The following is a 26,549-nucleotide window of genomic DNA, read 5'->3' on the forward strand; positions in this document are numbered from 1 at the left end:
TGATTTGTCAAGGGCTTGTTGCGTAAGCAATGCTAAGCACCCTTTACAAATTATGGACGGATAAGTAGCTTTTCAAAAGCAGAAAAAATAGTAATCTTAAGATTTTGAAGCATTGTTGCAGGTATTGGAAAATGGTATAATGTAGATACAGAGAAACATATAAATTAGAATTTATTAAAAAGTTTGGAGAAGAAAATGATTAAAAGAATATGGACATTTAAAAGAATTATATTAGCAATAATTATATTTATGTGTACTATAATTTTTGCAATCTCATTGCAAAAAAGTATTATGGGAACAGATAAATTACAAAGAGATTTTGGAGTCGCATTTTTTTTCATTGTTGTGCTTATTTGTTTCCTTTACCTTTTATATAAACTATTAATACCTAAAAGTTTTAGGTGTATGACAGTAGTAAAAAAATATTTATCTTTCAGAGAATTGAAAAATCGAATTAATAATGAATCGTTTTCAAAAGTCGTTATTGACGAGAAGAAATCTGGAAAGATTGAAATATATTATTCCTCTAAATGGATTTATGCTGATGAAGTTTATATACCAAGAAAATTAGTTTTGGATTTGATAGAAGAACGCAAATCTTTATATTCATCATTTGAAAAATTATCAATAGCAACAAAAAATGGAGAAAATATTGTATTTGCCATAATTGATATTGAAGAAGCAGAAAAAATCATAAATTCTTTGCAAGAAATTTTTGAAGAGTTTACATTGGATTTTAATAATATGAGAAAAATTCAAAATAGAATTTTAAGAAAAGAAATAAAGCAAGAATTTTATAAACGGGTTATAAATAAAGAAGACTTTTTGAAAGAAAGCGGTTTGTAGAGCATGTTAAAATAGGAGTTTCATAGTGAATTTTAAAATTATGACTATTAAATTTTGTAACAATGCTTTATAGATAAATTTGAATTTGAGGAGAATTGTGACTATGATAGAGTTGAATACATTCAAAAAATTATTGGAAGAAAATGAAGAATGTTTGCCATTACTAACGCTTGATGAATTTTTCAATGGAAATACAGAGGAAGATTCTATTGCTCCGAACCAATGGGGATTTGGGCGACCGACGCTTTCTGAAATATGGGATATGCTACAAAAGATTGAGTTAATGCCTAACATAGCGTGGGTGCGTGTTGCTCTGCACGATGATACAGAAATCGGAGAAAACAATGGGGCAGAAGAATTAGCTCTTGCAGGAGATACAATCGTGATTTGCACAACCATTTTACCTACGGAATTAGAAAAATTAGTAAATTGCGAATGGCTATGCTCTGACGGAGTAATCACAATAAAGGTGTCTGAATTAAATAATTATTCGTGTGTACCACCAATTCCAGAAAACTTTAATTGTTTGGAAATCGTGTGGGACTAATCTACAACTTACAGTTTATGCAGTAAATAGATTTAAAATCTCACAAACCGACAGAGTGATCCAGACACGGTGGCGGAAGTCCCCAGACTTTCCGTCGCTGTGGCTGGTTCACTTTGGCGGTTGGGCGAGCTTTAGCGAGCCTTATAAGCCCCCGTTATCTAACAAGGGGGGCACAAAAAACAAGAGTCAATATACATTAACAAGCGGAAAACGCTGTATTTACAAGGCGAAACCGCATTTTACATGGTGTGATATAAATTATGCCATTATCACTTGGAAAAATTGAATAAGACATAGGACAGACAGTTGATTTCAAACAAGAAGTTGATTGTCTTTTTCTTTTGCAGAAATGTAAGTATTGGCAATTATCAATATACAGTAGTAGTTGCCTTAATTGCTGTAGCTCAGTGTTCAACGCTGATGGTGTGAAAGATTTACGGTTGGAGATGTTCAATAAGATTATTGGTGCTTAATTATTTTTATTGTGGTGCTGATATGAGAATGTTATAATGTGGATATGAAAAAAACAAAAAATTAGAAGTTGTTATAAGAGAGGATAAACTTAAATGTTGATTTTAGGAATTATTATCATTATTGTCAGTTTATACTTGTTGTATCTAAAATATAGAGTTGTTTTTACTGGCGAAAAATGTAAAGGAAAAATAATAGGTATTGTAGACCAAAACGCTGGGTATACAGTTGGTGGAGTTTTTGTAAAAAAGCACGCTTATATTATAAAAATTAAGAATAAAAAGTATTATACGGCACACGGTTGTATCCTTTTATCACTAGGAAAAAGAAAAATTGGAAAAGAAATATTTGTATTTAAGAATGAAAAGTATGGAAAAGAGGTTTTTAAGTGTTTTGATTTTCGTATAGAAATTGTAACTTTTTTGACGTTTTTATCAGGTGTGTTTCTGATTTATGAGAGCTTGCAATAAAGGTAAACAACTTCATATCCGTACGCACAAGCAGTTAGTCTTAGGATTGACTGCTTTTTCTATACAGATTTTTATTAACAGGCAATTATCAGTAAATGGTGGTTGCCTTTTTTGATTGGAGGAATTTAAAAATGAATGATAAAAAATTTATTGAAGAATTAAGACAAAAGCGTGAGGAATACGGAGTACCACAAACAAGGCTTGCCGTTGCTTGTGGTATCAGCCGTGAATATTACAACCGCATTGAAAAAGGAAAACAGCCATTGAATGATGAATTAAAAGAAGTCATAGAAAAACAGATTGAGCGTTTCAATCCACAAGAACCACTATTCCTGTTGATTGATTACTTTCGTGTCCGCTTTCCTACTACGGACGCATTGGCAATTATCCGTGATGTATTACAACTAAAAGCCGATTATATGCTTTATGAAGATTTTGGAAAATACGGATATGAAAGTAAATATGTTTTAGGCGACATCAATATCATGTGTTCCATGCAAGAGCATTTAGGTGTTTTATTGGAACTGAAAGGCAGAGGTTGTCGTCAAATGGAAAGTTATCTATTGGCACAAGAACGTTCATGGTATGATTTCATGCTTGATTGTTTAACGGCAGGTGGTAAGATGAAACGTCTTGATTTAGCAATCAATGATAAAGCAGGAATATTAGATATTCCAAAATTAAAGGAAAAATACAAGGCTGGCGAATGTATCTCCTACTTCCGTAAGCAGAAAGATTACAGCGGTACGGAAAAATGTGGTAACGATCTACCAAAGAACACAGGCGAAACCTTATATCTCGGTTCAACAAGCAGTGAATTATATATGTGTGCTTATCAGAAGAATTATGAGCAGCATGTCAAGAATTGCATAGAAGTTGAAGATACGGAGATTAAGAACCGTTTTGAAATACGCATGAAAAATGAACGAGCCTATTATGCAGTTGTAGATTTACTGACCTATCGGGACGCTGAACGCACCGCTTTCTCTATCATCAATCATTATGTCCGCTTTGTTGACAGAGAGGACGACAAGCCAAAAAGTCAATGGAAAACAAATGATGATTGGGCGTGGTTTGTAGGGGAAAACAGAGAACCGATACGATTAACTACAAAGCCAGAACCTTACACGTTGCAGAAAGCATTGCATTGGTTACAAAGACAGGTTGCACCAACGATAAAAATGGTACAGGCATTGGACAAAGAAAATCATACAACGATACTGAAAGATATGATTGAGCAGGCAGAACTCAAAGACAAGCATAAACATTTATTGCAGTTAGAAAAATCAACCATAGAAGAACGCATAGATATTGCTGTTCCAAATAGCGTTGATGTTTAATTCATTTTTTACCTTAAATATAAAGTGTTGTTTAGATGAAGTCAGATTGCTATATTCCCTATTTATTCGAAAGACAATTTACATTTTGTATGTTATAATAATAAAAATTTCAAATACAAAGGAGATATATATGAAAAAAATATATGCTAAAGGATATCTTAAGCTTTCAGTACTGGGATTATGTGTTGGAATGTTTATTATGCTATATGGAATTTATGGTATTATAAATTATACGAAGGGAGCCGAATTGCTTTGCATATTTAGTAGTGGGCTGATAATTCTAATCTTATACAAAGTACTAAAAATTTTTCCTAATACTTGGATAAAATATAATACAGATATAATTACTATTAGTCAAATTTTCAAAGAACATGAAAATGGTAAAATGCAAAAGAAAGAGAAGACATTGAATGTGAAAAACATCAACAAATATGGTTTTTCTTTTGAATTGTTACAAAAAAATATAGAGTATACACATTGTAAAGATGGTGCACTTGGAATTGATTTGGAAATAGTTATTTTAATGAAAAATAATGAAAAATTTTCAGTAGACTTAATGTATTACACAAAAAAGCAAAGTAAATTACTACTCCAACATATATACACAAATACAGGTATATTTCCAACTGGTAGTTTAAATAACTACTTATAATACGTAAATATACATAGACAGTTAATCTTTAATAGATTAACTGTTTTTTTTACCGCTATTCCACAAGAGAATGACGGTATTTTTTAATTTCTTTGAAAAATCTGCAACAAAACATTAACTAGCGTGCAGATATGGTGCAAGAAAAGGAAATCTAACTTTTTTTCAAAACTACTCATTAAATCGAGGGTTGCTGTCCCTATATGGAGTGAAAGAAGATTTTAGAAATCTGCAACAAAACAAGGTGTTTATTCCCTATATGGAGTGGAAGTCGAGAAAATCTAAAAAATCTTTTCATTCTCAACTTAACATTTGGCAGTTGCTGTTCCCTATATGGAGCAAAGAAAATCTTTCATTCCATAGTTGGCAATAACGGTGTTGCATGGGTAGTTAGGGTGTGAAAAGAAATTTTTTCATCAGCAACTTAGCAGAATGACACTTTCTTTCCCTATATGGTACAGGAAAAGAAAAAAGTTTTGAATATTGGTTACGCTTCGGCTCTTTTCCAACGCGGTATATAGGAAAGACGATTTTCTTCTTTCATGTTCTTTGACAACTGAATAAAGCAATTCAATACGTTTGACAGACAGCAAGCTGTTGAAACAGATACGCCATGACCTTTTCCCTGCAAAAGCGAGCGACAACTTATTTGTGTTCCTGTAAAAGACTTGTCCTCTTTTATCGCCATGACCTGTTCTGTCTGATAATGATACTCCCGTACAGCCACAGCTTGAGCGTTAAGAGCGTCGCACGCAATGGGTACGGCTACATAAGAACTATGCAGAGGTGGAACTCCTGTGGGCTATGACAAAAGCCGTTGAATTGCTTACATAAGATTTTTACAGAAAGGGGGGTATGTGTTATTGATAATGCTGTAAAAACAATTCAAAAGAAAAATGGCAAGTGTGGCATTGGCAACAGAGGAAAGACAAAGATTGTAGTAAAAGAGCATTTTTCCGAAAAGGGAAAGACAATGGAAGAACTTTTAACTGATGTCATGCTGGAAAAAGCAAAGCAGACAATCGCATAAAATCAGTGCAGTTGTAAGAAATAGATTGAATGGCAAAAAGTACCCGTGTTATACTTTACTTGCAAGCAGGTATTGTAAACACGGGTTAGTTATAAAGGAGGATAACTGGCAATGAAACAACAGATTTACAATACTGCACTTTATCTTAGGTTAAGCCGAGATGATGAATTACAGGGCGAAAGTTCCAGCATTACCACACAAAGAAGTATGTTGCGTCTATATGCAAAAGAACATCATTTGAATGTCATTGATGAATATATTGATGACGGCTGGTCGGGAACAAATTTTGACAGACCGAGTTTTCAAAGAATGATTGAGGATATAGAGGTAGGAAAAATCAACTGTGTTGTAACAAAAGACTTATCACGACTTGATATTGTCAAGATTAGTTGACACATTTATTTCAAGGATATTACTGACTATGCTACCAGTTCCAAATCCTCATAATACTGTCTGCGTTTTATCATGGGAGGAAGCCCGCCATTGGCAGAGCAGATCCTCCGGTTATTCCAGTAGCTGAGGAAGTATCTCCAAATGAGCGCCTTTAATTCCTCTACCATCATCTGCCTTGTGTCATAGCGGTCATAAAGGAGCTCTGTCTTCATTCTGGCCCACATACTCTCACAGCGTGCATTATCATGGCAGCGTCCTCCTGCACTGTTCATGCTTTGGTGGATGTGGTGCTCCCGGATGGTCTGGCGGTAAGACTCACTGGTATACTGTGTCCCACGGTCACTGTGGATGATCGCTCCTTCCAATGCGGGATATGCAGTCAGGGCATTTTCCAGTGTTTGGATACACAGATCTGCTTTCATGTTTGTCCCCATTGACAGACCGAGGACGCTAAGATCAAAGCAGTCGAAAATCGCAGATACATACAGTTTCCCATTGCGCGCCGGGATCTCCGTGATATCTGTAATACATTTTTCTAATGGGGCATCTGAATGGAAATCCCGCTTCAACAGATCATCCGATTTCATGGCTTCCCGGTCTGCCTTTGTAAGTCCATTCGGCTTTCTCTTTGGCCGATGGCTCAGGCCGATCTGATCCATAACCCGGTATACGGTCCGTTCACTGGGTATATGTACGCCCTCCGGCTGCTTCAGCAACAGCGCCTGATACATCCGGATCCGTCCATAAGTATCGTTACATTCATCCTCACTGATGATTTCTTTCATGGCATCCGCCAGATCCTGGTACTTCCATGGACGGTCTTTGTTTGCGAGATATTTATAGAAGCCCTGCCGGCTGATACCAAGCATCCGGCAATAAAATGAAATTTTTCCGGTAATCCTGCCGTCCTCTGTTTTCAAAGCGAGAAAGATCATTCTCTGGTTTTTGCTGACTTCCGACGGCTGGCGGCGAAAAAAGCGCTGGCTTCCTCCAGAAATTCATTTTCTTCCTTCAGGCGGCGGATTTCTTTATCCTGCTCCTTCACCCGCTTACGCAGCATGGTAATTTCTTCTGACAGGCTCATTGCACTGGCAGGGGTATGGGAACCTTCCCCAACATCCAGCTTACCAGCTCTTACAGCTTTCAGCCATGTATGGATGGTTCCTTCAGGGATTCCTAATTCTTTAGCAGCCTTAGCGCCGCCGATTTCTTTGGCAAGTTTCACTGCCTGTACTTTGTATTCATGGTCATATTTACGTGCCACTTTGAATACCTCCTTATTCTCTTGGTTTTATTATGAAATCCTTGAGAATAAGCTGTCAACTTTTTTTATACCACACCAACTTGGCAGAAATTATATTATGACAGGACAATATACAGAATTGTATTTTCCCAGCCATAATGTCCGTTACATAGCGATTGATGACGGTGTAGACAGCGAAAAGGGCGAAAGTGAGATTGCACCATTTAAGAACATCATCAATGAATGGGTGGCAAGAGATACGAGCCGTAAAGTGAAATCAGCCTTTAAGACAAAATTTGCAGAGGGTGCGTATTATGGGGCTTATGCTCCGTTAGGATATAAGAAACACCCCGACATCAAAGGGAAACTGTTGGTTGATGAGGAAACAAAATGGATTGTTGAAAAAATCTTCTCTCTAGCCTATCAAGGTTACGGTAGTGCAAAAATCACAAAGATACTGCGAGAAGAAAAAGTCCCGACAGCGTCTTGGCTGAATTTTACAAGGTATGGTACTTTTGCACATATCTTTGAGGGAGAGCCCGAAAGCAAGCGTTATGAGTGGACGATCGCTCATGTTAAAGCAATATTAAAAAGTGAAGTCTATATAGGAAACAGCGTTCATAATCGACAATCAACCGTTTCTTTCAAAAGCAAGAAGAAAGTACGAAAACCCGAAAGTGAATGGTTTCGAGTAGAAAACACGCATGAACCGATTATTGACAAGGAAGTGTTCTATCGTGTGCAGGAACAGATAAAATCAAGGCGTAGACAGACAAAGGAAAAGGCAACGCCGATATTTGCAGGGCTTGTCAAGTGTGCGGATTGTGGCTGGTCTATGAGGTTTGCGACAAATAAGGCGAATAAAACACCGTATAGTTATTATTCTTGCAGTTTCTACGGACAGTTTGGCAAAGGCTATTGTTCTATGCACTATATTCGCTATGATGTGCTGTATCAAGCTGTATTGGAGCGATTGCAGTATTGGGCTAAGGCAGTACAGCAGGACGAAGAAAAGGTGTTGAACAAAATACAGAAAGTCGGCAATGCAGAGCGAATACGGGAAAAGAAGAAAAAGGCAAATGCCTTGAGGAAAGCCGAGAACCGACAAAATGAGATTGACCGTTTGTTTGCGAAAATGTATGAAGATAGAGCTTGTGAGAAGATAACAGAACGAAACTTCATTATGCTGTCGGGGAAATATCAAAAGGAACAGATAGAACTGGAACAGCAGATAACCAACCTAAGAGAAGAATTAAGTAAAATGGAACAGGATATGATAGGTGCTGAAAAGTGGATTGAGTTAATCAAGGAGTATTCCGTACCAAAGGAACTGACAGCACCGTTATTAAACGCAATGATAGAAAAAATCCTCATTCACGAAGCAACAACGAATGAGGAGAACGAAAGAATACAGGAAATAGAGATATACTACCGATTTATTGGAAAAGTAGACTGATAATGAGGGTTCATATCTTTAACTAAGGGAAAGCGGGCATGGCGCCCCCGATATATCCCTCTGGGAAGAACTCTCGGCTGTATTGGGGGCTGATATTCTTAAACTCTTGCAGGGAGAATTGCATCCTAACCGACCTGATGTTGGAAAGATCGATAAGATACGCTTCTATGTCTGCCCTGTCTGTGGAAACATTTTAACCAGCACGGGAAAAGCAAATATTTCCTGCTGTGGGCGTCACCTTTCGCTTTTATCACCCGTGTCGGGTGACTGTGAACATGAAATCTTCATAGAGGAAATGGATACAGATTATTATATAAGTATCCGGCATGAGATGAGCAAGACCCACTATATTTCTTTTGCAGCCTACGTGCATGATAGTTACATCTGGTTTCAGCGGCTCTATCCAGAACAAAGTCCGGCTTTCCGTATGCCGATTGTGCGAAGCGATGGGAATTTGTATCTATACTGTGTAAAACATGGATTATTCAAATATCCGTTCAAATTGGTTCATTAGGTAAAAAAATAGCAAAGCCAGCCGAGCCAGTAAACGGTCAAGATGAACGGGCTGCGCCCGCCGTTGACAGCCCCGCCTGTCTTTGCTGGTGAGCAGACAAGGGGCGACAGCAAGGGGTGCTGCCGCCCCGCACTATTATTCAGAGAGGGGGAATTTCCATGACCGAGATTGAAGCATATCAAGAATATATCCGGCGCAGGCACAATGCCTTTTGTAAAGCCGTCATTCGATATGCCGCCATCGGGAAAATCATACGGCTGCGGCAGAAATGGGATCGGGAAATTTCCCTTGACTATTTGACAAATGAGAAGTTTGTCCAGCTTGCCGAGCCGGAGCCGGACGAAGAATACCCCTTTATCGTCTGCGGCCAGACCGTCCTATTGAGCAACACCGCCCTTGCCGACGCAATCTCTGTTTTGCCAGAGCAGGCGCGGGAAGAAATACTGTGCTATTACTTTCTACGGCAGCCGCAGCGCGTGATCGGCGCGCACATTGGCCGGTCACGCAGCACAGCGGGGCGGCATATCCAGCTTGCCTTAAAACGGCTGCGCGAGGAAATGGAGGTGCGCCGGTATGAGTAAACTTCTCCCCTATGAAACAATCCTCAAAGCCCGTGAGGGCGACCCGGAAGCCGTGAACGTTGTCCTGCTCCATTACGCCGGATATATCCGCTATTTCTCCAAAGTAGACGGACAGGTCAATGCCGAGGTGGAGGACTATGTGAAACAGCGGTTAATTGACTGTCAATTCAAGTTCCGGCTTGACTATCCGCCGGACGAGCCGTAAAAACTGAATACCAGCCGCCCACCGTAGCGGCCAGCGAAAGCAGTAAGTCTGAAAAAGATTTGCTGCTTTTTTTGTTGCTCCGGCTCCATTTCCGGCCATTTTGCCCTGTTCAGATTGTAGTAGTAAGTGAGAGGGAAATTTTCCCACTCCGGCGTTTGGCATTTTGGATTTTTGTCCGTAGTAGAGAGTAGGAGGAAATTTCCCGTTCCGTTTGGCAAATTTCAAAACGCGGTGTTGTAGGGAGTGAAAGGGAAAAAATTCTCTGCCCCACCGGTTGCCAAAATTCACTTTCCCGCATTACAGAAGTGAAAGAAATTTTGAAAAATCCCCGTCCAGCGGGTAGCTGGCGGCCTTTGAAATGTATCTTTAGCGGAAAGGAAAAAAGACCGCTCACAGCGGGCCGCAAGTCCTGTTCTGTCCGTTCTATGTACGGAAAAACCGGACAGGGGCAGTCTGCGGCAGTTACAGAGCAAGTTTCTACCACGGTGCCAAAATCCGCAATTCTGCGGTTTTGCCCCTCGCGGGAAACTTGTTGGGGAGTGCCTTCCCCAAACCCTGCTTTGCGGCTTGCGCCGCTTATCCCCGCCGCGCTCATGCGGCAAGAAAGGAGGTCACGACCATGCGAAAGAAATACAACACACCCCACCGCAGCCGCGTTGTGAAAACCCGGCTGTCCGAAGATGAATACGCCGACTTCACAGCGCGGCTTGCGCCCTATGGTATCAGCCAGTCGGAATTTCTCCGGCAGGCGATACGGCGCACCACCATACGCCCCGTTATCCATGTGTCAGCGGTCAATGACGAACTGCTCTCCGCTGTCGGGAAGCTGACCGCCGAGTACGGCAGGATCGGCGGCAACCTCAATCAGATTGCCCGGTATCTGAATGAGTACGGCGCACCCTATAACGCCCTCTCCGGCGAGGTACGCGCCGCCATAGCCGACCTTGCCGCCCTCAAGTATGAAGTCTTACAGAAAGTAGGTGACGCAGTTGGCAACACTCAAGCATATCAACTCTAAAAATGCCGACTACGGAGCCGCCGAACAATACCTGCTTTTCGAGCATGACGAGTTTACCATGAAGCCCGTCCTTGATGAAACCGGCAGGCTTATCCCCCGCGAGGACTACCGGCTGTCCACGCTGAACTGCGGCGGGGAGGATTTTGCCGTTGCCTGTATGCGGGCAAATCTCCGCTATGGGAAGAACCAGCGGCGGGAAGATGTGAAAAGCCACCACTATATCATCAGCTTTGACCCACGGGACGGCCCGGACAACGGCTTGACCGTAGACCGGGCGCAGGCATTGGGCGAGAAGTTTTGCGCCGAGCATTTCCCCGGCCACCAAGCCCTTGTATGTACCCACCCGGACGGGCATAACCACAGCGGCAATATCCATGTGCATATCGTCATTAACAGCCTGCGGATAGAGGAAGTCCCGTTCCTGCCCTACATGGACAGGCCAGCCGACACGAAAGCCGGTTGCAAGCACCGCTGTACCGACGCTGCCTTGCGCTACTTCAAGTCCGAAGTCATGGAGATGTGCCACCGGGAGGGGCTTTACCAAATCGACCTCTTGAACGGCAGCAAGAACCGCGTCACAGACCAGGAGTATTGGGCGCAGAAAAAGGGACAGGCTGCGCTGGACAAGCAGAACGCCCCCATGATTGCAGGCGGTATCACGCCCCGGCAGACCAAGTTTGAAACGAACAAGGAGAAGCTGCGGCAGACCATACGGAAAGCCCTTGCCACCGCCACCAGCTTTGACGAGTTTTCCTCTCTGCTGCTGCGGGAGAGCGTGACCGTCAAGGAGAGCCGGGGGCGGCTGTCCTACCTCACGCCGGACAGGACAAAGCCCATTACCGCCCGGAAGCTGGGCGACGACTTTGACCGCGCCGCCGTCCTTGCCGTTTTGGAGCAGAACGCCGCCAGAGCCACAGAAAAGGCCGCGGCCATACCCGAATACCCCCGGCGTGGGAAAACCGGCATACAGCCCACAAAAGTCCCACAAACCGCCCCGAAACAGGACGGTGTGCAGCGGCTTGTGGACATTGAGCAGAAAATGGCCGAGGGCAAAGGCCGGGGCTATGAACGCTGGGCGACCATGCACAACCTCAAACAAATGGCCGCGACGCTGAATGTGTATCAGGAATACGGCTTCACTTCCCCGGAGCAGTTAGAAGCCGCCGTTGATACCGCCTATCAGGAAATGCGCCAGACCAGCGGCAAGTTGAAAACGCTGGAAACAAAGCTACAAGGGAAAAAGGAGTTGCAGCAACAGGTACTTGCCTATGCCAAGACCAAGCCCGCCCGCGACGGGCTGAAAGCGCAGAAATCCGAGAAAGCCCGCGCCGCCTACCGGCAGGCAAATGAGAGCGATTTTATCATAGCCGAAGCCGCCGCCCGGTATTTCAAGGCGCATGGCATTACCAAGCTGCCCGCCCGGAAAGCGTTGCAGGCCGAGATCGAGCAGCTTATCTCCGAGAAAGACGGCCTGTATAACACCTATCACGAACAGAAACAGCGGTTCAAGGAGTTGCAGACCGTCAAGCGGAACATCGACCAGATTTTGCGCCGGGAGGAACCCCACCGCAGAAAGGAGCAGAGCCATGAGCGATAACCTGCCCCGTATGGACTACCGCCAGCACCGGCGGGCGCGGCGGCTGGTGCATGAGTGCTGTAACTACGACGGGGGAAACTGCCTGCTGTTAGACGACGGGGAGCCTTGCGTGTGCGTCCAGAGCATTTCCCTTTCCCTCATGTGCCGCTGGTTCCGTGTGGCTGTCCTGCCCCTTGACGGGGAGCTGGCCGCAGCCCTCTTGTACCGGGGAAGCCGGAAACGGTGTGCGGTCTGCGGCGCGGCATTTGTCCCCAAATCCAACCGGGGAAAATACTGCCCCGGCTGCGCCGGACGCATGAAGAAACTCAAAGCCGCCGAGAGAAAGCGGAAACAAAGGCAGAAATGTCACGCTTTAGAGCCTTTCAAACCCGCATAAATCAAGGCTTTTTTCGTGGGTGTCAAAGGGTGTGCGATATATTTATCCTTTTCCCCCGGAAACGGCGTTCTAAATGCGTACAAACGCCCTAAATCCACCCAAAGGAGGAACCATGTCAGACAACCGAAAATACTATTACCTCAAGCTGAAAGAGAATTACTTTGACGAGGACGCTATCGTGCTGCTGGAAAGCATGCAGGACGGCATCCTCTATTCCAACATTCTCTTGAAACTGTACCTGAAATCGCTGAAAAACGGCGGGAAGTTGCAGCTTGATGAAAATATCCCCTACACCGCGCAGATGATTGCCACCATTACCCGCCAGCAAGTCGGCACCGTAGAGCGAGCCTTGCAGATTTTTATGAAGCTGGGGCTTGTAGAGCCGCTGCCAAGCGGTGCGCTGTATATGAGCAACATTGAACTGCTGATCGGCCAATCCTCTACCGAGGGGGAGCGAAAGCGGCGGGCAAGGCTGGCTTTGCAGGAGCAAAAAGCATTGCCAAAGGCCGGGGCGGACAAATGTCCACCATATCAAGCGGACATTTGTCCACCAGAGATAGAGATAGAGAAAGAGATAGAGATAGAGATAGAAAAAGAGAGAGAGCGAGAGTTAGATAAGGGACAGCCCGCCCGCGCCGCCTATGGCCGGTATGAAAATGTCTTTCTTTCGCAATCAGAACTGGACGGGCTGAAAGCAGACCTGCCCGGCAAATGGAACTACTACATTGACCGGCTATCCTGCCATATCGCGTCCAGCGGCAAGCGATACCGCAGCCATGCCGCCACGATCTACAAATGGGCGCAGGAGGACGCAGCCAAGAAAGCCCCGAAAAAGGGCATACCAGACTACTCATGCAAGGAGGGCGAGAGTTTATGAAGAACGAAATCAACGCTGTTTTGGAGAATATGACGACTGCCACCCCGGAGCCGGAGGACTACACCGGCGAGGACGGTTTACTGTACTGCGGCAAGTGCCGCAAGCCGAAAGAAGCCTATTTTGCGCCGAATAAGGCCGCTATCTTTGGCCGTGACCGTCACCCGGCAGAGTGCGACTGCCAGAGAGCCGCCCGCGAGGAACGGGAGGCCGCCGAGAAACGGCGCAGGCACCTTGACACCGTGGAGGAACTGAAACGCCGGGGCTTTACCGACCCCACCATGCGGGACTGGACTTTTGAGAACGACAACGGCAGGAACCCGCAGGCCGGGATTGCCCGCCGGTATGTGGAGCATTGGGAGGATATGCGAACCGACAATATCGGCTGCCTGTTCTGGGGCGGCGTGGGAACCGGGAAAAGCTACCTTGCGGGCTGTATCGCAAACGCCCTCATGGAGAAAGAAATCCCCGTCCACATGACGAATTTTGCCCTTATCCTCAACGACCTTGCCGCCAGCTTTGAGAACCGCAACGAGTACATTTCCCGCCTTTGCCGCTATCCGCTGCTTATCCTTGACGACTTCGGCATGGAGCGCGGCACCGAGTACGGGCTGGAACAGGTTTTCAATGTGATTGACAGCCGTTACCGCAGCGGCAAGCCGCTGATCGTCACGACCAACCTCACGCTGGACGACCTGCACAACCCGGAGGACACCGCCCATTCCCGGATTTATGACCGCCTGCTTTCCATGTGCGTCCCGGTACGCTTTACCGGCGACAACTTCCGGCAGGAAACCGCGCAGCGGAAAATGGAGAGCATGAAGAAACTGATTACCGACTGAAAGGAGTATTGCCTATGGCAGATAACAAGCAGCACGACACCCGCACCACCCGCCGCCCCGACTGCGTGACGGAAATCCGCATGGGCAATTCCGTCCTTGTCGTGTCCGGCTATTTCAAGAAAGACACTACCACCACCGCCGCCGACAAAATGGCGCGGGTACTGGAAGCGGAAGCCGCTGCTACACAAAAACCGGCAATTTGACAAACCATAAAGAAGCAGATTTTACACTTTTGCCGCTATACAGCCCCCGCTATTCCGTGGTACAATAAAGCTACGGAATAGTGGGGCTGGCTGTCGGAAACGGAGGATTTTATGTTAAGACAAGCCACCCAAAACCTCATTACCGCCCTTTATCCGAGATTGTCCCATGAGGACGAGTTGCAAGGCGAGAGCAATTCCATATCGAACCAAAAGCGGATTTTGGAAACCTACGCCAAGCAGAACGGCTTTACCAATCTGCGCTGGTACACCGACGACGGCTTTTCCGGCGCAAACTTCCAGCGCCCCGGTTTTCAAGCCATGCTTGCAGACATTGAAGCCGGGAAAGTGGGTACGGTCATCGTCAAGGACATGAGCCGGTTAGGGCGAAACTACTTGCAGGTGGGATTTTACACGGAAATGCTGTTCCCCCAAAAGGGAGTGCGTTTTATCGCTGTCAACGACAATGTGGACAGCGCAAACGGCGGCATGGACAACGATTTTACCCCTCTGCGAAATCTGTTCAACGAATGGCTGGTGAGAGATACGAGCAAGAAAATCAAGGCAGTAAAACGAGCAAAAGGCATGAGCGGCAAGCCTGTTACCAGCAAGCCGGTCTATGGCTATCTCATGGACGAGGACGAGAACTATCTCGTTGACGAGGAAACCGCGCCGGTTGTCCAGCAGATATACCAGCTTTGCCTTGCCGGGAATGGCCCGACCAAGATTGCCCGTATGCTTACGGAGCAGCAAATCCCCACGCCGGGGACGCTGGAATACCGCAGGACGGGTAGCACCCGCCGCTACCACCCCGGCTATGAGTGCAAGTGGGCGACGAACACCGTCGTGCATATCCTCGAAAACCGGGAGTACACCGGCTGTCTGGTAAACTTCAAGACGGAGAAGCCCTCTTACAAGGTCAAGCGCAGTGTAGAGAACCCTGTGGAGAAACAGGCTGTTTTTGAGAACCACCATGAGCCGATTATCGACACGGAAACATGGGAGCGTGTGCAGGAGTTACGCAAGCAGCGCAAACGCCCGAACCGCTATGATGAAGTGGGGCTGTTCTCCGGTATGCTGTTCTGCGCCGACTGCGGCCATGTGATGTACCAGCAGCGGTATCAGAACAAGAACCGTAAGCAGGACTGTTACATCTGCGGCAGCTACAAGAAGCGCACCCGCAACTGTACGGCACACTTTATCCGCACCGACCTGTTGACCGCCGGTGTCCTCTCCAATCTCCGGCAAGTGACGGAATACGCCGCCAAGCATGAGAGCCGCTTTGTGAAGCTGCTTATCCAGCAGAACGAGATCGGCGGCAAGAGAAAGACCGCCGCAGCCACCAAGCAGCTTGAACAGGCGCAGGAGCGTATTGCCGAAGTGAGCCGCATTATCAAGCGGCTGTATGAGGACAATGTGAACGGCAAAATCAGCGACGAGCGTTTCATGGAACTGTCGGCAGACTATGAGCAGGAGCAGCGGGAACTGAAAGACCGCGCCGCCGCTTTGCAGGCCGAACTGGACAAGTCGCAGGCCGCCACCGTCAACGCGGAAAAGTTTATGGGTATCGTCCGAAAGCACCTTGCCTTTGAGGAATTGACCCCCACCCTCTTGCGGGAAATGATTGAGAAAATCGTCGTGCATGAGTGCAGCTATGACGAGAACGGCACCCGCAGGCAGGACATTGAGATTTATTACAGCTTTGTCGGCAAGATTGATTTGCCCGAAGCCTAACGCCCGACCTATCCGACACAATGGCCAAGTGCCGGATAGGAACGGCAAAATTTTTTACACTTCTATTGCTTCTTTATCGCACATCAATAAAGTCGCAGGGCATGAAACAGCTCATGGCTAAGTAGATGTAATCAAGAGAAGAAAGGAAAAGCACAATCCAGACGGAACCGGCGGTTGTATCAAGAAATGTTTGTGGAATAGCAAGAACTTTGATATAATAGGAGCAGGAACCCCGGAACCGGGAGAAAGGCAGGAGGATAAATGCACATAAGCTATAAACCCCTCTGGCATACGCTGGTTGAGCGCAATATGAGAAAAGAGGACTTGCGGATTGCCGCCGGTCTTACCACAAATATGATTGCTAATATGGGAAAAGGGAAAAATATCAGCATGGAAACGCTGGTTCGTATCTGCGAATCCTTGAATTGTGGCATTCTGGATGTGATTGAATTAGAAAATGATGAAATCGAAAAACCCCAAAAATAAAACAATGTGCTGAAATGGAGAAAAATAAAAGTGAAGAAAAAAATCAGAATCATTCTTATAATGTGCTTATTAGCTATCTTTTGTGAAATTAAAAAAATTATAAATATGTTGAGTAGAAGCAAAAGATTTGGCTTGGAATTTTTACAGCAGTGAATCGATAAAAGGAGCATGCTTGATGGTAGATAATATTATTAAATCAGTAGCAGAGAAATTATCCTCTCTGTCTTATATAGAAGGTATTGTTTTAGGTGGTTCACGTGCAAGGGGCACCCATACAGAGGATTCGGATATAGATATCGGCATCTATTACAATTCAGAATCATTTGACATAAATACTATTAATCAATTCGCTACAAAGCTGGATGATGAGCATAGAAATAACCTTGTTGTACCTCCCGGAGCATGGGGTGATTGGATTAATGGCGGCGGATGGTTAGTCATAAACGGGTATCATGTGGATTTAATTTTACGTGATATTAAACGTGTGGAACAAATAATGAAAGATACAGAGCACGGAATTGTTACTGCCAATTATCAGACTGGGCATCCCCATGGTTATATTAGTGCAATGTATCGAGGAGAATTAGCGATTAGCAAAATACTATATGCTAAGAATGAAAGCTTATGCGAATTAAAAAAACAGGCAGAAACTTATCCCAATGCTTTGCAGAAAAGTTTAGTTAACTTTTTTATGTTTGAAGCAGGGTTCTCTTTAATGTTTGTAAAAGCAAATTCGGGAACAGACGATAAATATTATATTGCGGGTCATGTTTTTCGTATAGTTTCATGTTTAAATCAAGTGTTATTTGCATGTAATAATGCTTATTGTATCAACGAAAAGAAAGCTATAAAACTGCTTGAAACTTTTGAACATAAACCTGAAAAATATACCGAGAAGGTAAATCATATTTTTGAAGTACTCGGTATCTCACTTTTTGAATGCTACGACATGACCGAGAAGCTTTATAATGAAGTGAATGAAATTGTATCGGAGATAAATAACTTTTTAAACGAGGAGAGTTCAGATGAAAGAAAACAAATATGATGATAATATATTTTTTCAAAAATACAGTCAAATGAGTCGCTCGCAGAAAGGACTGGCTGGTGCGGGAGAATGGGAGACTTTGAAAAAGATGCTACCTGATTTTAAGGGTAAGCGTGTGCTTGATTTAGGATGCGGCTATGGATGGCACTGTATATATGCGATGGAAAACGGTGCTTCCTCTGTAGTAGGTGTTGATATTTCTCATAAAATGCTCGAAGTAGCAAAAGGAAAAACCCATTTTCCACAGATTGAATATGAATGCTGTGCCATAGAAGATGTGGATTTCCCAGAGGAGAGCTTTGATGTAATACTAAGTTCGCTTGCGTTTCATTATGTAGCAGACTATGAGAATTTAATAAAAAAGATATATAGGATGCTGAAGGCTGGTGGCAATTTAGTTTTTACAGTTGAACATCCTGTTTTTACTGCTCATGGAACACAAGACTGGTATTATAACGAAAAAGGAGAAATACTGCATTTCCCGGTGGACAATTATTATTATGAGGGCAAACGGACAGCTATGTTTTTGGAAGAAAAGGTTACAAAATATCATAGAACACTGACCACATATCTAAATACACTGCTTTCAAATAGTTTTATAATAAATCAGATTGTGGAGCCACAGCCGCCAGAGAACATGATGGATATTCCGGGGATGGCGGATGAAATGCGACGCCCAATGATGCTGATTGTATCGGCAAAAAAGAAGATGTAATAATATAGAAAAAATAAACGAGGAGTATGTAAATGAGATCAGAAAAAGAAATGATGGATTTAGTACTTTCTTTAGCAGAACAGGATGAACGTATTCGAATTGTGACCCTTGAGGGGTCACGCGCAAATATTAATATACCTAAGGACGAATTCCAGGATTATGATGTCACATACTTCGTAACAGATGTGGAATCCTTTACTTTAAAGGATGAATGGCTTAAAAGCTTCGGGAATATTATAATGATGCAAAAACCGGAGGATATGGAACTATTCCCGGCTGAAGAGAAAGGCTACTCCTATATAATACTTTTTGATGATTATAATAAAATAGACCTTACCTTATTGCCCCTGGAAGAGTTGGGAAACTACCTGAATGACGATAAATTGATAAAGATTATTCTGGATAAGGATGGAAGGATTCAGCAAGCTGTAGTTCCGACCGACATGGATTATCATATAAGAAAACCCAGTGCCCGGGAATACGATGACTGCTGCAATGAATTCTGGAACACCACTACCTATGTGGTTAAGGGACTGTGCCGTAAGGAAATTTTATTTGCTATTGATCATTTTAATCAGATTGTTCGCCATGAGCTGCTGAGAATGATATCATGGAAGGTCGGCATCGAAACAGGCTTTAAATTAAGTGTAGGCAAGAACTATAAGTTTATTGAAAGGTATATATCCGAGGATTTGTGGGAGAAACTTTTGTCCACCTACCGGATGGATTCCTATGAAAACATATGGGAAGCATTATTTCTATGCCATCAATTGTTCAGGGCGGTATCCGGTGAGGTGGCGGAAAGGCTTCATTATGCCTATCCGGAGTATGATAGGAATATAACAAAATATACCAGGGACATGTATAAAAAATACACTGGTAAAACCGGCTGCCTGGATAGCACATATGCCGCTGATATAGAAGAGAGGCGGGAACAGTGATTACAGAAATGAAAGCAGGGCACCTGAAAGATATCGATAAACCCAGCGAACCATTTGAGGTGATAGGTAAGATTATACCGAGGTATGAAAACGAGAATTGGACCTTTACAGAATTACTCTATGAAGCGCCATATTTAAAAAGCTACCAAGACGAAGAGGATGAAGAGGATGAGGAGGCAGATTGCCTTGAATATATTGACAATACTGATAAGATAATATATCTTTACTACCAAGACGATAAATGCGTCGGAAAAGTTAAACTGCGAAAAAATTGGAACCGGTACGCTTATATAGAAGATATCGCCGTATGTAAGGATTTCAGGGGGCAAGGCATAGGCAGCGCGCTTATCAATATATCTATAGAATGGGCAAAGCATAAAAACTTGCATGGACTAATGCTTGAAACCCAGGACAATAACCTTATAGCTTGTAAATTCTATCATAATTGTGGTTTCAAAATCGGCTCCGTCGATACTATGTTATACGCCAACTTTGAAAACAACTTTGAAAAAGCTGTTTTCTGGTATTTAAGGTTTTAGAATGCAAGGAACAGTGAATTGGAGTTCGTCTTGTTATAATTAGCTTCTTGGGGTATCTTTAAATACTGTAGAAAAGAGGAAGGAAATAATAAATGGCTAAAATGAGAATATCACCGGAATTGAAAAAACTGATCGAAAAATACCGCTGCGTAAAAGATACGGAAGGAATGTCTCCTGCTAAGGTATATAAGCTGGTGGGAGAAAATGAAAACCTATATTTAAAAATGACGGACAGCCGGTATAAAGGGACCACCTATGATGTGGAACGGGAAAAGGACATGATGCTATGGCTGGAAGGAAAGCTGCCTGTTCCAAAGGTCCTGCACTTTGAACGGCATGATGGCTGGAGCAATCTGCTCATGAGTGAGGCCGATGGCGTCCTTTGCTCGGAAGAGTATGAAGATGAACAAAGCCCTGAAAAGATTATCGAGCTGTATGCGGAGTGCATCAGGCTCTTTCACTCCATCGACATATCGGATTGTCCCTATACGAATAGCTTAGACAGCCGCTTAGCCGAATTGGATTACTTACTGAATAACGATCTGGCCGATGTGGATTGCGAAAACTGGGAAGAAGACACTCCATTTAAAGATCCGCGCGAGCTGTATGATTTTTTAAAGACGGAAAAGCCCGAAGAGGAACTTGTCTTTTCCCACGGCGACCTGGGAGACAGCAACATCTTTGTGAAAGATGGCAAAGTAAGTGGCTTTATTGATCTTGGGAGAAGCGGCAGGGCGGACAAGTGGTATGACATTGCCTTCTGCGTCCGGTCGATCAGGGAGGATATCGGGGAAGAACAGTATGTCGAGCTATTTTTTGACTTACTGGGGATCAAGCCTGATTGGGAGAAAATAAAATATTATATTTTACTGGATGAATTGTTTTAGTACCTAGATTTAGATGTCTAAAAAGCTTTAACTACAAGCTTTTTAGACATCTAATCTTTTCTGAAGTACATCCGCAACTGTCCATACTCTGATGTTTTATATCTTTTCTAAAAGTTCGCTAGATAGAGTTCTATATTAGAGATGTAAAGAGTTTTGGTGAAGAGGTTTGTGAGTATGGCTTTTATAACCAGGGTGCAATGAGAAGCACTAACAGCAGCTAGCTTAAGAACGCATAGGATATACTTTTTATGGAAGTCACAGAGGAGGAATAAAATTTGAACAGGATTAACAGAGTAACCTCTATTCTTATTCAGCTGCAATCAAAAAAAATAATTCCTGCCAAAGAAATTGCACAGCGATTTAATATAAGCTTAAGGACAGTTTACAGAGATATCCGGACACTTGAAGAAGCCGGAATACCAATTGGATCTGAGGCCGGAAAAGGATATTTTCTTGTAGAGGGCTTCCTACTTCCGCCGGTAATGTTTACAGCGGCGGAAGTGGGTGCATTGATTACAGCAGGGAAATTTTTAAATTGCCATGGAGATGAATCATTTATAAAGGATTTTGATTCAGCTATGTATAAAATCACACGACTTCATCACTCAAATGTAATTCTTCTATCGGCGTGTTTTCATATTTCCGATTGTTGGTAAGGCCGAGCAGATAGTCAACGGACACCTGATAGAAGTCTGCCAGCTTCAACAGGCTGCCGTGATTGATTTCCTTGTATTCATCGTTGTCGTTTTCATAGCTGCCGAGGGCTGATTTTGAAATGCCGGTTTTCTGCGCCAATTCTTCCAGATTTAAGCCCTGTTCCACCCGTAAATCTTTCAGGCGTTCCTGTACGGAAATGCGGGTTTTCATAGATACATCGCTCCTTCCTGCGGCTGGCTGCCGCCGTCAATTTCATTATACCATACCCGTTCCGCAATCGTGGAAATTTTCGATTTTGGGGCGGTTTTCCTACTTTGTGGATATACGGGAGAAGGCTCAAAAATGTGCCATAATGGGCTTAGTTCATCGATGGATTATTCCAATCGAATGACCGGCCTGTATGGGATATGCTCCCCGGCGATGTAGCGCAACGACTTGCGGCAGGGAAATGGAGGAACCATGACCGCAACGAGCGTACCAAAGGGAGCGAAACGCCGTTGTGAGAGCCAGGGGCAGGAACGACATCAGGGAGAACCGGCGAAAATGAACACCGAATTGATACCGAAACACAACAATCCGATAGGGCATAGTCTACCCTATCCATAATACTACGGGGGATTTCCGGGCGGCTCTATGGCCGCTTTTTCCTTGAAAATCGCCCCGAAACACGACACTAAAATCTGCTATCCGTCTATTGCGGCTGTTACGGCTGAAATGGGCGGATTTTTGTTTAAGGAGGCACCATGCCGAGAATGCCGAAAAAGAGGAAGCTGGAACTGTCTTTCTTCCTCAATGAACGGGGGCGGGTAACGTACAACGACCTTTGCCGGAAATGCCAGCGCACTTGCAAGCAGAGTTTCCGGGCGGTCATTGTGGACTGCCCCTATTATCTTTCCAAACGCTCAAAACGAAAAGTAAAGGAGGACACCGATTGAATGGAAGTTGAATTTATGACCGCAGACACCGCCCTACCGCCCTGTATGCCGCTGCCGAGAGCCATGCTGCGGCTCCCGATCAGCAGCACCGCAAAGGTCATGTACGCCCGGATGTTGGATATTGTTTTCTTGTCAGGTATAGAGGACGCCAACGGGATTTTGTTTATCCATTTCCCTATCGTGGAACTGGCGGCGGCACTTGCCCGCAGCACCATGACCGTGAAGCGTTCCCTGAATGAATTGGAGGACGCCGGACTGATACTGCGAGTGCGTCAGGGCTTCGGGGAACCCAACAAAATATATGTACTCATTCCGAAGAAGGAGGCCAGCCGCCGATGAATGAAAAGCTGGAAAAACTCAATCAGGAGATAGAGAAAACGGAAAAGAAGCTGCGCTGGGCGCAACAGGAGGAAAAGCGTCTGACCCATCAGGCTAAGGCGCTGACCCGGAAGGAACGGACGCACCGGCTTTGCACCAGAGCCGCCATGCTGGAAAGCTACCTTCCCCACCCGGAAGCCATCACGGATGAACAGGTCAGTTTGTTCTTGAAGCTGCTGTTCCGGAAGGACAGCACCCGGCAGCTTATGGAAAAAGTGTTCGCCGGAAACGGCACAGAGAAGGAGGGCGCAGAATGAAGATGGATTTTTCAAAAGACGAGTTGGCTATGGTCTATCAGTACGCCGCCGGTACGAAGGAAGAAACTCTTGCGGGGCTGAAAGAAATCGTGCCGGTTATCCGTGACCGGCAGACAAGGGAGATTGTGGAGAATACCATCCGAAAGCTGGACGCCATCCCGGAGCCGGAGTGCCGCCGCTTTATCGCTGATACGAAGCAGCGGTTTATCCAGAAGCGGGACAATTCCATCCGGCGCAGGCTTGCCGAAGCCAAGGCACAGGCGAGGGCGGAAAAGCCACATCCCAAGAGAAAACAGCCAGACCGGGAACGGTCATAATTGCTTCCAGAGCCGCAGCCCGTGGACTGCCCCTCTGAAAGAGGGCGCAACTATACACCACCTGAAGGTAGTGTGTTGCGCCCTGCCGGGGGCTTCCTGCGGAAAGCGGATGATTGCCCGCAGCGTTCCGGCTCCTGTCAATCATCACAGAGGAAGCTACACTTCCCCTGCGCTGGCTGACGCCAGCTACCCCTTTGTGTACTTGCCGCCCGGGAACACCTTGCACTGCAAGCTGTTCCCGTCCAGCAAGTTTTACAATAGGCCGCTATACTTTTCTGAAACGATGAGGTATAATGAAGTCAACGACAAATTGGAATTTGGAGGGGATATAGCAATATGAAAAACAATAGATACTTAACTGTTGGCTTATTAACAGGATTTATTGTTGGTGGTTGCATAGGTGTGTTGGCATGGGCGTTTTTGCAAAATCTTTTTGCCATTCCTATTTGTGCAAGTATCGGAATGTTGATTGGAATTGTTATAGGCACGGTGATTGATTATGAAAAAACATCAAAAGAAATAGATAAAATAGATGATTCCTTAAAGGGAAAATCCTAATTTATCGGGCCACCCTGATCCGAACTTTCAAAACTGAATACCAGCCACCCACCGGCGGCACCACCGAGCAGGAAATCTTGAAACAGGTTCCCTGCTCTTTTTATGCCCGGACACCGGGAGAAAGGAGGACGTGACTTGCCATGCCCGCACTTTGATGTGAAAATCATCCAGCGCAGCAAGCGCCAGTCAGCCGTTGCGTCTGCCGCCTACCAGAGCGGGGAACGGCTGTTTTCCGAATACGACCAGAAACAGAAATACTATTCCCATAAAAGCGAAATCGTCCACACCGAAATCATGCTGCCGCCCCATGCCCCGCCGGAATACGCAGACCGGAATACCTTGTGGAACGCCGCCGAAGCCATCGAGAAGCAATGGAACTCCCAGCTTGCCCGGAGGTTTGTGCTTGCCATTCCGAGGGAACTTCCCCGGTCACAGTACGCCGACCTTATCCGGGACTACTGCCGGGAGTTTTTTGTTTCCAAGGGCATGATTGCCGACTTTGCCATCCATGACAAGGGGGACGGAAATCCCCACGCCCACATCCTGCTTACCATGCGGGCAATGGACGAACAAGGCAAGTGGCTCCCAAAGAGCCGGAAGGTTTATGACCTTGACGAGAACGGCGAGCGTATCCGGCTTGCGTCCGGCAGATGGAAAAGCCACAAGGAGGACACCGTGGACTGGAACGACCAGAAGTACGCCGAGATATGGCGGCAGGGCTGGGCTGACACGGCGAACCGCTATCTGGAAGCCATCGGCAGCCCGGAGCGCCTTGACCTTCGTTCCTATGCCCGACAGGGGATTGATAAAATCCCCACCGTCCACATGGGGCCAGCGGTCAGCCAGTTGGAGAAGAAAGGCATACAGACCAACATCGGCAACCTGAACCGGGACATCAAAGCCGCCAATTCCCTCATGCAGTCTATCCGGCAGATGGTACGCAGCTTAAAGGGCTGGCTGTCCGGCCTGAAAGAGAAAAAGGCAGCGCTGCTGGAAGTGCTGGAACAGGCAAAGGAGCCGACCATCCCCGAACTGCTTTCCCGGTATCTGGATATGCGGAGCGAGGAACGCACCGGCTGGACTTCCAAGGGGAAGCTGAAAGGCACTGTTGGCGATTTCAACAAGGTCATGGAAGCCCTTGACTTCCTGCGGCAGAAAGAGATCTCCACCGTGGAGAGCCTTGACGCCTATCTGGATAAGGTCAGCGGGGAGATACTTTCTGCCAAAACCGACATCCGAAAATCGGAACGCCGGATAAAGGCCATCGACACCACCCTTTCCCATATCGCCAACCACGGAGCCTACAAAGAGGTTTACAAGAAATACGCTTCCATCGGCTGGAAAACCCGAAAGGAGAAGTTTGCCGCCGAACACCGGGAGGAACTGGACGCCTACCTTGCCGCAAAGCGTTTCTTCAAAGCCCATCAGGAGGAATTGCCCTTCGATGCGAAAGAGTTAAAGAAAGAACGGGCGCAGCTTTCCGAGGAACTGTCTAAAAAAAATGAGGGATTGCAGGCGGTTCAGGCGGATATGAAGCTGCTGCGGGATGTGCGCTACTGGATAAACCATGTGCTGCCGCCCGACCAGCGCCGTGTTGTGCCGGAGCCGGGAAAGAAGCCGTCCATCAACGAACAATTAAGCTGGAAGATTGAGGGCGCAAAACAGCGGGAAGAACAGAAACGCCAGCAGCCCCGCCGCCAGCAAAAACAGGATATGGAACTTTAACCAATCAGGCGCTTGCCTTTTCTTTGTGAGAATGGCAGGCGCTTTTTCTATTTTCAGGAGGATTTGCCTATTGAACGTATTTGAAGCCGTGAAGCAGTCTGTTTCCACCCGGCAGGCCGCCGAGCATTACGGTATCCGGGTAGGGAGAAACGGGATGTGCGTCTGCCCTTTCCATGACGATAAAAACCCCAGCATGAAGGTTGACCGGCGTTTCCATTGCTTCGGCTGTCAGGCAGACGGGGATGTGATTGACTTTGTTTCCCGTCTGGAAAACGTCAGCCCCAAAGAAGCCGCCCTCATGCTGGCGCAGGACTTCTCCATCCCCTATGAGGACAGGGAGCCGCCAAGCAGGAGCCGCCCGAAGCGGAAGCCACGTCAGGAAAGCCCGGAACATCAATTTAAGCGCATGGAGCGCCACTGTTTCCGGGTACTGTCCGACTATCACAATCTGCTGCGCTGCTGGAAGCGGGACTATGCCCCAAAGACGCCGGAGGAAGAATGGCACCCGCTTTTCGTGGAAGCCTTGCAGAAACAATCCCATGTGGAATATCTGCTGGATGTGCTGCTGTTCTCCGACATAGGGGAACGGGCTGCCCTGATTGCCAGCTACGGAAAGGAAGTGAGGAACCTTGAGCGGAGAATGGCAGACCTTGCCGCCAGAACTGCGGCAGGCCGTGACGGACACCATCGAAGCCGCACCCCCGCCCCGGAGCGTTGAGGAAG

At 45.6% G+C, this 26,549-nt stretch carries 30 protein-coding genes and 5 pseudogenes; 32 read left to right on the forward strand and 3 right to left on the reverse strand.

All coding sequences use genetic code 11. The features are described from left to right. Positions 1-195: 195 nt before the first annotated feature. From R2J37_RS02040 to R2J37_RS02070, 7 genes and pseudogenes are all read left to right on the forward strand, one after another. Positions 196-846, forward strand: a complete 651-nt coding sequence (locus R2J37_RS02040) for a hypothetical protein (RefSeq protein WP_009274511.1) — start codon at positions 196-198, stop codon at positions 844-846. Between the two features lie 103 nt (positions 847-949). Beyond that, complete coding sequence (locus tag R2J37_RS02045) at positions 950-1,393, forward strand: YfbO family protein (RefSeq protein WP_009274512.1); 444 nt, start codon at positions 950-952, stop codon at positions 1,391-1,393. Between the two features lie 566 nt (positions 1,394-1,959). After that, positions 1,960-2,334 carry a hypothetical protein gene (locus tag R2J37_RS02050; RefSeq protein ID WP_104792150.1) on the forward strand — a complete coding sequence of 125 codons (375 nt, stop codon included), beginning with the start codon at positions 1,960-1,962 and terminating at the stop codon, positions 2,332-2,334. A gap of 131 nt (positions 2,335-2,465) precedes the next feature. Beyond that, positions 2,466-3,674 carry a replication initiation factor domain-containing protein gene (locus tag R2J37_RS02055; protein WP_009274513.1) on the forward strand — a complete coding sequence of 403 codons (1,209 nt, stop codon included), beginning with the start codon at positions 2,466-2,468 and terminating at the stop codon, positions 3,672-3,674. Between the two features lie 130 nt (positions 3,675-3,804). Continuing rightward, positions 3,805-4,326, forward strand: a complete 522-nt coding sequence (locus R2J37_RS02060; RefSeq protein ID WP_009274514.1) for a hypothetical protein — start codon at positions 3,805-3,807, stop codon at positions 4,324-4,326. Positions 4,327-5,140: 814 nt separating this feature from the next. Beyond that, a complete protein-coding gene (locus tag R2J37_RS02065; RefSeq protein ID WP_009274516.1) occupies positions 5,141-5,353 on the forward strand; it encodes a hypothetical protein in 213 nt (70 codons plus the stop codon). Between the two features lie 111 nt (positions 5,354-5,464). Then, positions 5,465-5,725: pseudogene (locus R2J37_RS02070) on the forward strand (recombinase family protein); the annotation flags it as partial. A 47-nt stretch (positions 5,726-5,772) separates the two neighbouring features. On the opposite strand, the gene R2J37_RS02075 reads toward R2J37_RS02070, so the two are convergent. Then, positions 5,773-6,681 carry an IS3 family transposase gene (locus R2J37_RS02075; protein ID WP_316264409.1) on the reverse strand — a complete coding sequence of 303 codons (909 nt, stop codon included), beginning with the start codon at positions 6,679-6,681 and terminating at the stop codon, positions 5,773-5,775. Beyond that, entirely contained in the window at positions 6,678-7,010 is a 333-nt protein-coding gene (locus tag R2J37_RS02080) for a transposase (RefSeq protein WP_072524275.1), read from the reverse strand. The genes R2J37_RS02075 and R2J37_RS02080 overlap by 4 nt, the downstream gene beginning before the upstream one ends. 76 nt (positions 7,011-7,086) lie before the next feature. On the opposite strand from R2J37_RS02080, the pseudogene R2J37_RS02085 reads away from it, so the two are divergent. The 18 genes and pseudogenes from R2J37_RS02085 to R2J37_RS02165 form a co-directional block, all read left to right on the forward strand. Beyond that, a pseudogene (locus tag R2J37_RS02085) lies at positions 7,087-8,445 on the forward strand (recombinase family protein); the annotation flags it as partial. A gap of 672 nt (positions 8,446-9,117) precedes the next feature. After that, the gene (locus R2J37_RS02090) at positions 9,118-9,540 is read left to right on the forward strand and encodes a sigma factor-like helix-turn-helix DNA-binding protein (protein ID WP_316266114.1); all 423 of its coding nucleotides are present in this window, start codon (positions 9,118-9,120) and stop codon (positions 9,538-9,540) included. Then, the gene (locus tag R2J37_RS02095; protein ID WP_316266115.1) at positions 9,533-9,745 is read left to right on the forward strand and encodes a helix-turn-helix domain-containing protein; all 213 of its coding nucleotides are present in this window, start codon (positions 9,533-9,535) and stop codon (positions 9,743-9,745) included. The genes R2J37_RS02090 and R2J37_RS02095 overlap by 8 nt, the downstream gene beginning before the upstream one ends. A gap of 619 nt (positions 9,746-10,364) precedes the next feature. Then, positions 10,365-10,763, forward strand: a complete 399-nt coding sequence (locus tag R2J37_RS02100) for a plasmid mobilization protein (protein ID WP_044960461.1) — start codon at positions 10,365-10,367, stop codon at positions 10,761-10,763. After that, complete coding sequence (locus R2J37_RS02105; protein WP_316266116.1) at positions 10,735-12,360, forward strand: relaxase/mobilization nuclease domain-containing protein; 1,626 nt, start codon at positions 10,735-10,737, stop codon at positions 12,358-12,360. The genes R2J37_RS02100 and R2J37_RS02105 overlap by 29 nt, the downstream gene beginning before the upstream one ends. After that, complete coding sequence (locus R2J37_RS02110; RefSeq protein ID WP_316266117.1) at positions 12,350-12,736, forward strand: cysteine-rich VLP domain-containing protein; 387 nt, start codon at positions 12,350-12,352, stop codon at positions 12,734-12,736. Before R2J37_RS02105 ends, R2J37_RS02110 begins: the two co-directional genes overlap by 11 nt. A gap of 112 nt (positions 12,737-12,848) precedes the next feature. Further along, the gene (locus tag R2J37_RS02115; RefSeq protein WP_316266118.1) at positions 12,849-13,613 is read left to right on the forward strand and encodes a phage replisome organizer N-terminal domain-containing protein; all 765 of its coding nucleotides are present in this window, start codon (positions 12,849-12,851) and stop codon (positions 13,611-13,613) included. Next, complete coding sequence (locus tag R2J37_RS02120; RefSeq protein WP_316266119.1) at positions 13,610-14,452, forward strand: ATP-binding protein; 843 nt, start codon at positions 13,610-13,612, stop codon at positions 14,450-14,452. Before R2J37_RS02115 ends, R2J37_RS02120 begins: the two co-directional genes overlap by 4 nt. Positions 14,453-14,466: 14 nt before the next feature. Next, a complete protein-coding gene (locus R2J37_RS02125) occupies positions 14,467-14,655 on the forward strand; it encodes a transposon-encoded TnpW family protein (RefSeq protein WP_033509555.1) in 189 nt (62 codons plus the stop codon). 111 nt (positions 14,656-14,766) lie between these two features. Beyond that, entirely contained in the window at positions 14,767-16,386 is a 1,620-nt protein-coding gene (locus R2J37_RS02130) for a recombinase family protein (protein WP_316266120.1), read from the forward strand. A 20-nt stretch (positions 16,387-16,406) separates the two neighbouring features. Further along, positions 16,407-16,505: pseudogene (locus tag R2J37_RS15300) on the forward strand (Maff2 family mobile element protein); the annotation flags it as partial. Positions 16,506-16,647: 142 nt separating this feature from the next. Next, positions 16,648-16,872 (forward strand): helix-turn-helix domain-containing protein, encoded by a 225-nt coding sequence (locus R2J37_RS02135; protein ID WP_033126275.1) that lies wholly within the window; start codon positions 16,648-16,650, stop codon positions 16,870-16,872. Positions 16,873-17,047: 175 nt separating this feature from the next. After that, positions 17,048-17,917 (forward strand): nucleotidyltransferase domain-containing protein, encoded by an 870-nt coding sequence (locus R2J37_RS02140; protein ID WP_000228166.1) that lies wholly within the window; start codon positions 17,048-17,050, stop codon positions 17,915-17,917. Further along, positions 17,898-18,632 carry a class I SAM-dependent methyltransferase gene (locus tag R2J37_RS02145; RefSeq protein WP_000662263.1) on the forward strand — a complete coding sequence of 245 codons (735 nt, stop codon included), beginning with the start codon at positions 17,898-17,900 and terminating at the stop codon, positions 18,630-18,632. Before R2J37_RS02140 ends, R2J37_RS02145 begins: the two co-directional genes overlap by 20 nt. 32 nt (positions 18,633-18,664) lie before the next feature. Next, the gene (gene ant(6), locus R2J37_RS02150) at positions 18,665-19,573 is read left to right on the forward strand and encodes an aminoglycoside 6-adenylyltransferase (protein ID WP_024400881.1); all 909 of its coding nucleotides are present in this window, start codon (positions 18,665-18,667) and stop codon (positions 19,571-19,573) included. Then, positions 19,570-20,112: a streptothricin N-acetyltransferase Sat4 gene (sat4, locus tag R2J37_RS02155; RefSeq protein ID WP_000627290.1), complete on the forward strand. Its 543-nt coding sequence runs from the start codon at positions 19,570-19,572 to the stop codon at positions 20,110-20,112. Before ant(6) ends, sat4 begins: the two co-directional genes overlap by 4 nt. A gap of 92 nt (positions 20,113-20,204) precedes the next feature. Further along, the gene (gene aph(3')-IIIa, locus R2J37_RS02160) at positions 20,205-20,999 is read left to right on the forward strand and encodes an aminoglycoside O-phosphotransferase APH(3')-IIIa (RefSeq protein ID WP_001096887.1); all 795 of its coding nucleotides are present in this window, start codon (positions 20,205-20,207) and stop codon (positions 20,997-20,999) included. A 275-nt stretch (positions 21,000-21,274) separates the two neighbouring features. Next, the gene (locus tag R2J37_RS02165; protein WP_434800617.1) at positions 21,275-21,655 is read left to right on the forward strand and encodes a helix-turn-helix transcriptional regulator; all 381 of its coding nucleotides are present in this window, start codon (positions 21,275-21,277) and stop codon (positions 21,653-21,655) included. Here R2J37_RS02165 and R2J37_RS02170 read toward each other — a convergent pair. Then, positions 21,591-21,866, reverse strand: a pseudogene (locus tag R2J37_RS02170) (helix-turn-helix domain-containing protein); the annotation flags it as partial. The gene R2J37_RS02165 and the pseudogene R2J37_RS02170 overlap by 65 nt on opposite strands. 533 nt (positions 21,867-22,399) lie before the next feature. On the opposite strand from R2J37_RS02170, the gene R2J37_RS02175 reads away from it, so the two are divergent. The 7 genes and pseudogenes from R2J37_RS02175 to R2J37_RS02205 all read left to right on the forward strand — a co-directional run bounded on the left by R2J37_RS02175 (position 22,400) and on the right by R2J37_RS02205 (position 26,544). Beyond that, the gene (locus tag R2J37_RS02175) at positions 22,400-22,591 is read left to right on the forward strand and encodes a hypothetical protein (protein ID WP_171031583.1); all 192 of its coding nucleotides are present in this window, start codon (positions 22,400-22,402) and stop codon (positions 22,589-22,591) included. Next, complete coding sequence (locus R2J37_RS02180) at positions 22,592-22,930, forward strand: replication initiator protein A (RefSeq protein WP_033126276.1); 339 nt, start codon at positions 22,592-22,594, stop codon at positions 22,928-22,930. Next, on the forward strand, positions 22,927-23,226 hold the full coding sequence (locus R2J37_RS02185) for a DUF3847 domain-containing protein (protein ID WP_033126277.1): 300 nt from the start codon (positions 22,927-22,929) through the stop codon (positions 23,224-23,226). Before R2J37_RS02180 ends, R2J37_RS02185 begins: the two co-directional genes overlap by 4 nt. Before the next feature lie 2 nt (positions 23,227-23,228). Next, positions 23,229-23,492: pseudogene (locus R2J37_RS02190) on the forward strand (transposon-transfer assisting family protein); the annotation flags it as partial. 387 nt (positions 23,493-23,879) lie between these two features. Continuing rightward, entirely contained in the window at positions 23,880-24,101 is a 222-nt protein-coding gene (locus R2J37_RS02195; RefSeq protein WP_033126279.1) for a hypothetical protein, read from the forward strand. Positions 24,102-24,236: 135 nt separating this feature from the next. After that, entirely contained in the window at positions 24,237-25,826 is a 1,590-nt protein-coding gene (gene mobQ, locus R2J37_RS02200; protein ID WP_033126280.1) for a MobQ family relaxase, read from the forward strand. A 70-nt stretch (positions 25,827-25,896) separates the two neighbouring features. Further along, the gene (locus R2J37_RS02205) at positions 25,897-26,544 is read left to right on the forward strand and encodes a CHC2 zinc finger domain-containing protein (RefSeq protein ID WP_173015420.1); all 648 of its coding nucleotides are present in this window, start codon (positions 25,897-25,899) and stop codon (positions 26,542-26,544) included. Positions 26,545-26,549: the final 5 nt, after the last annotated feature.

Origin of the sequence: Claveliimonas bilis (genome assembly GCF_030296775.1) — a bacterium.
In the GTDB taxonomy this organism is placed as follows: domain Bacteria; phylum Bacillota; class Clostridia; order Lachnospirales; family Lachnospiraceae; genus Claveliimonas; species Claveliimonas bilis.

Coding starts and splice junctions, on each gene's coding strand:
- R2J37_RS02075 (WP_316264409.1), bottom strand. CDS start 6,681: ATGATCTTTCTCGCTTTGAAAACAGAGGACGGCAGGATTACCGGAAAA.
- R2J37_RS02140 (WP_000228166.1), top strand. CDS start 17,048: ATGGTAGATAATATTATTAAATCAGTAGCAGAGAAATTATCCTCTCTG.
- R2J37_RS02130 (WP_316266120.1), top strand. CDS start 14,767: ATGTTAAGACAAGCCACCCAAAACCTCATTACCGCCCTTTATCCGAGA.
- R2J37_RS02125 (WP_033509555.1), top strand. CDS start 14,467: ATGGCAGATAACAAGCAGCACGACACCCGCACCACCCGCCGCCCCGAC.
- R2J37_RS02145 (WP_000662263.1), top strand. CDS start 17,898: ATGAAAGAAAACAAATATGATGATAATATATTTTTTCAAAAATACAGT.
- R2J37_RS02095 (WP_316266115.1), top strand. CDS start 9,533: ATGAGTAAACTTCTCCCCTATGAAACAATCCTCAAAGCCCGTGAGGGC.
- R2J37_RS02175 (WP_171031583.1), top strand. CDS start 22,400: ATGCCGAGAATGCCGAAAAAGAGGAAGCTGGAACTGTCTTTCTTCCTC.
- R2J37_RS02195 (WP_033126279.1), top strand. CDS start 23,880: ATGAAAAACAATAGATACTTAACTGTTGGCTTATTAACAGGATTTATT.
- R2J37_RS02045 (WP_009274512.1), top strand. CDS start 950: ATGATAGAGTTGAATACATTCAAAAAATTATTGGAAGAAAATGAAGAA.
- R2J37_RS02090 (WP_316266114.1), top strand. CDS start 9,118: ATGACCGAGATTGAAGCATATCAAGAATATATCCGGCGCAGGCACAAT.
- R2J37_RS02115 (WP_316266118.1), top strand. CDS start 12,849: ATGTCAGACAACCGAAAATACTATTACCTCAAGCTGAAAGAGAATTAC.
- R2J37_RS02120 (WP_316266119.1), top strand. CDS start 13,610: ATGAAGAACGAAATCAACGCTGTTTTGGAGAATATGACGACTGCCACC.
- R2J37_RS02185 (WP_033126277.1), top strand. CDS start 22,927: ATGAATGAAAAGCTGGAAAAACTCAATCAGGAGATAGAGAAAACGGAA.
- R2J37_RS02110 (WP_316266117.1), top strand. CDS start 12,350: ATGAGCGATAACCTGCCCCGTATGGACTACCGCCAGCACCGGCGGGCG.
- R2J37_RS02180 (WP_033126276.1), top strand. CDS start 22,592: ATGGAAGTTGAATTTATGACCGCAGACACCGCCCTACCGCCCTGTATG.
- R2J37_RS02135 (WP_033126275.1), top strand. CDS start 16,648: ATGCACATAAGCTATAAACCCCTCTGGCATACGCTGGTTGAGCGCAAT.
- R2J37_RS02055 (WP_009274513.1), top strand. CDS start 2,466: ATGAATGATAAAAAATTTATTGAAGAATTAAGACAAAAGCGTGAGGAA.
- R2J37_RS02050 (WP_104792150.1), top strand. CDS start 1,960: ATGTTGATTTTAGGAATTATTATCATTATTGTCAGTTTATACTTGTTG.
- R2J37_RS02040 (WP_009274511.1), top strand. CDS start 196: ATGATTAAAAGAATATGGACATTTAAAAGAATTATATTAGCAATAATT.
- R2J37_RS02060 (WP_009274514.1), top strand. CDS start 3,805: ATGAAAAAAATATATGCTAAAGGATATCTTAAGCTTTCAGTACTGGGA.
- R2J37_RS02100 (WP_044960461.1), top strand. CDS start 10,365: ATGCGAAAGAAATACAACACACCCCACCGCAGCCGCGTTGTGAAAACC.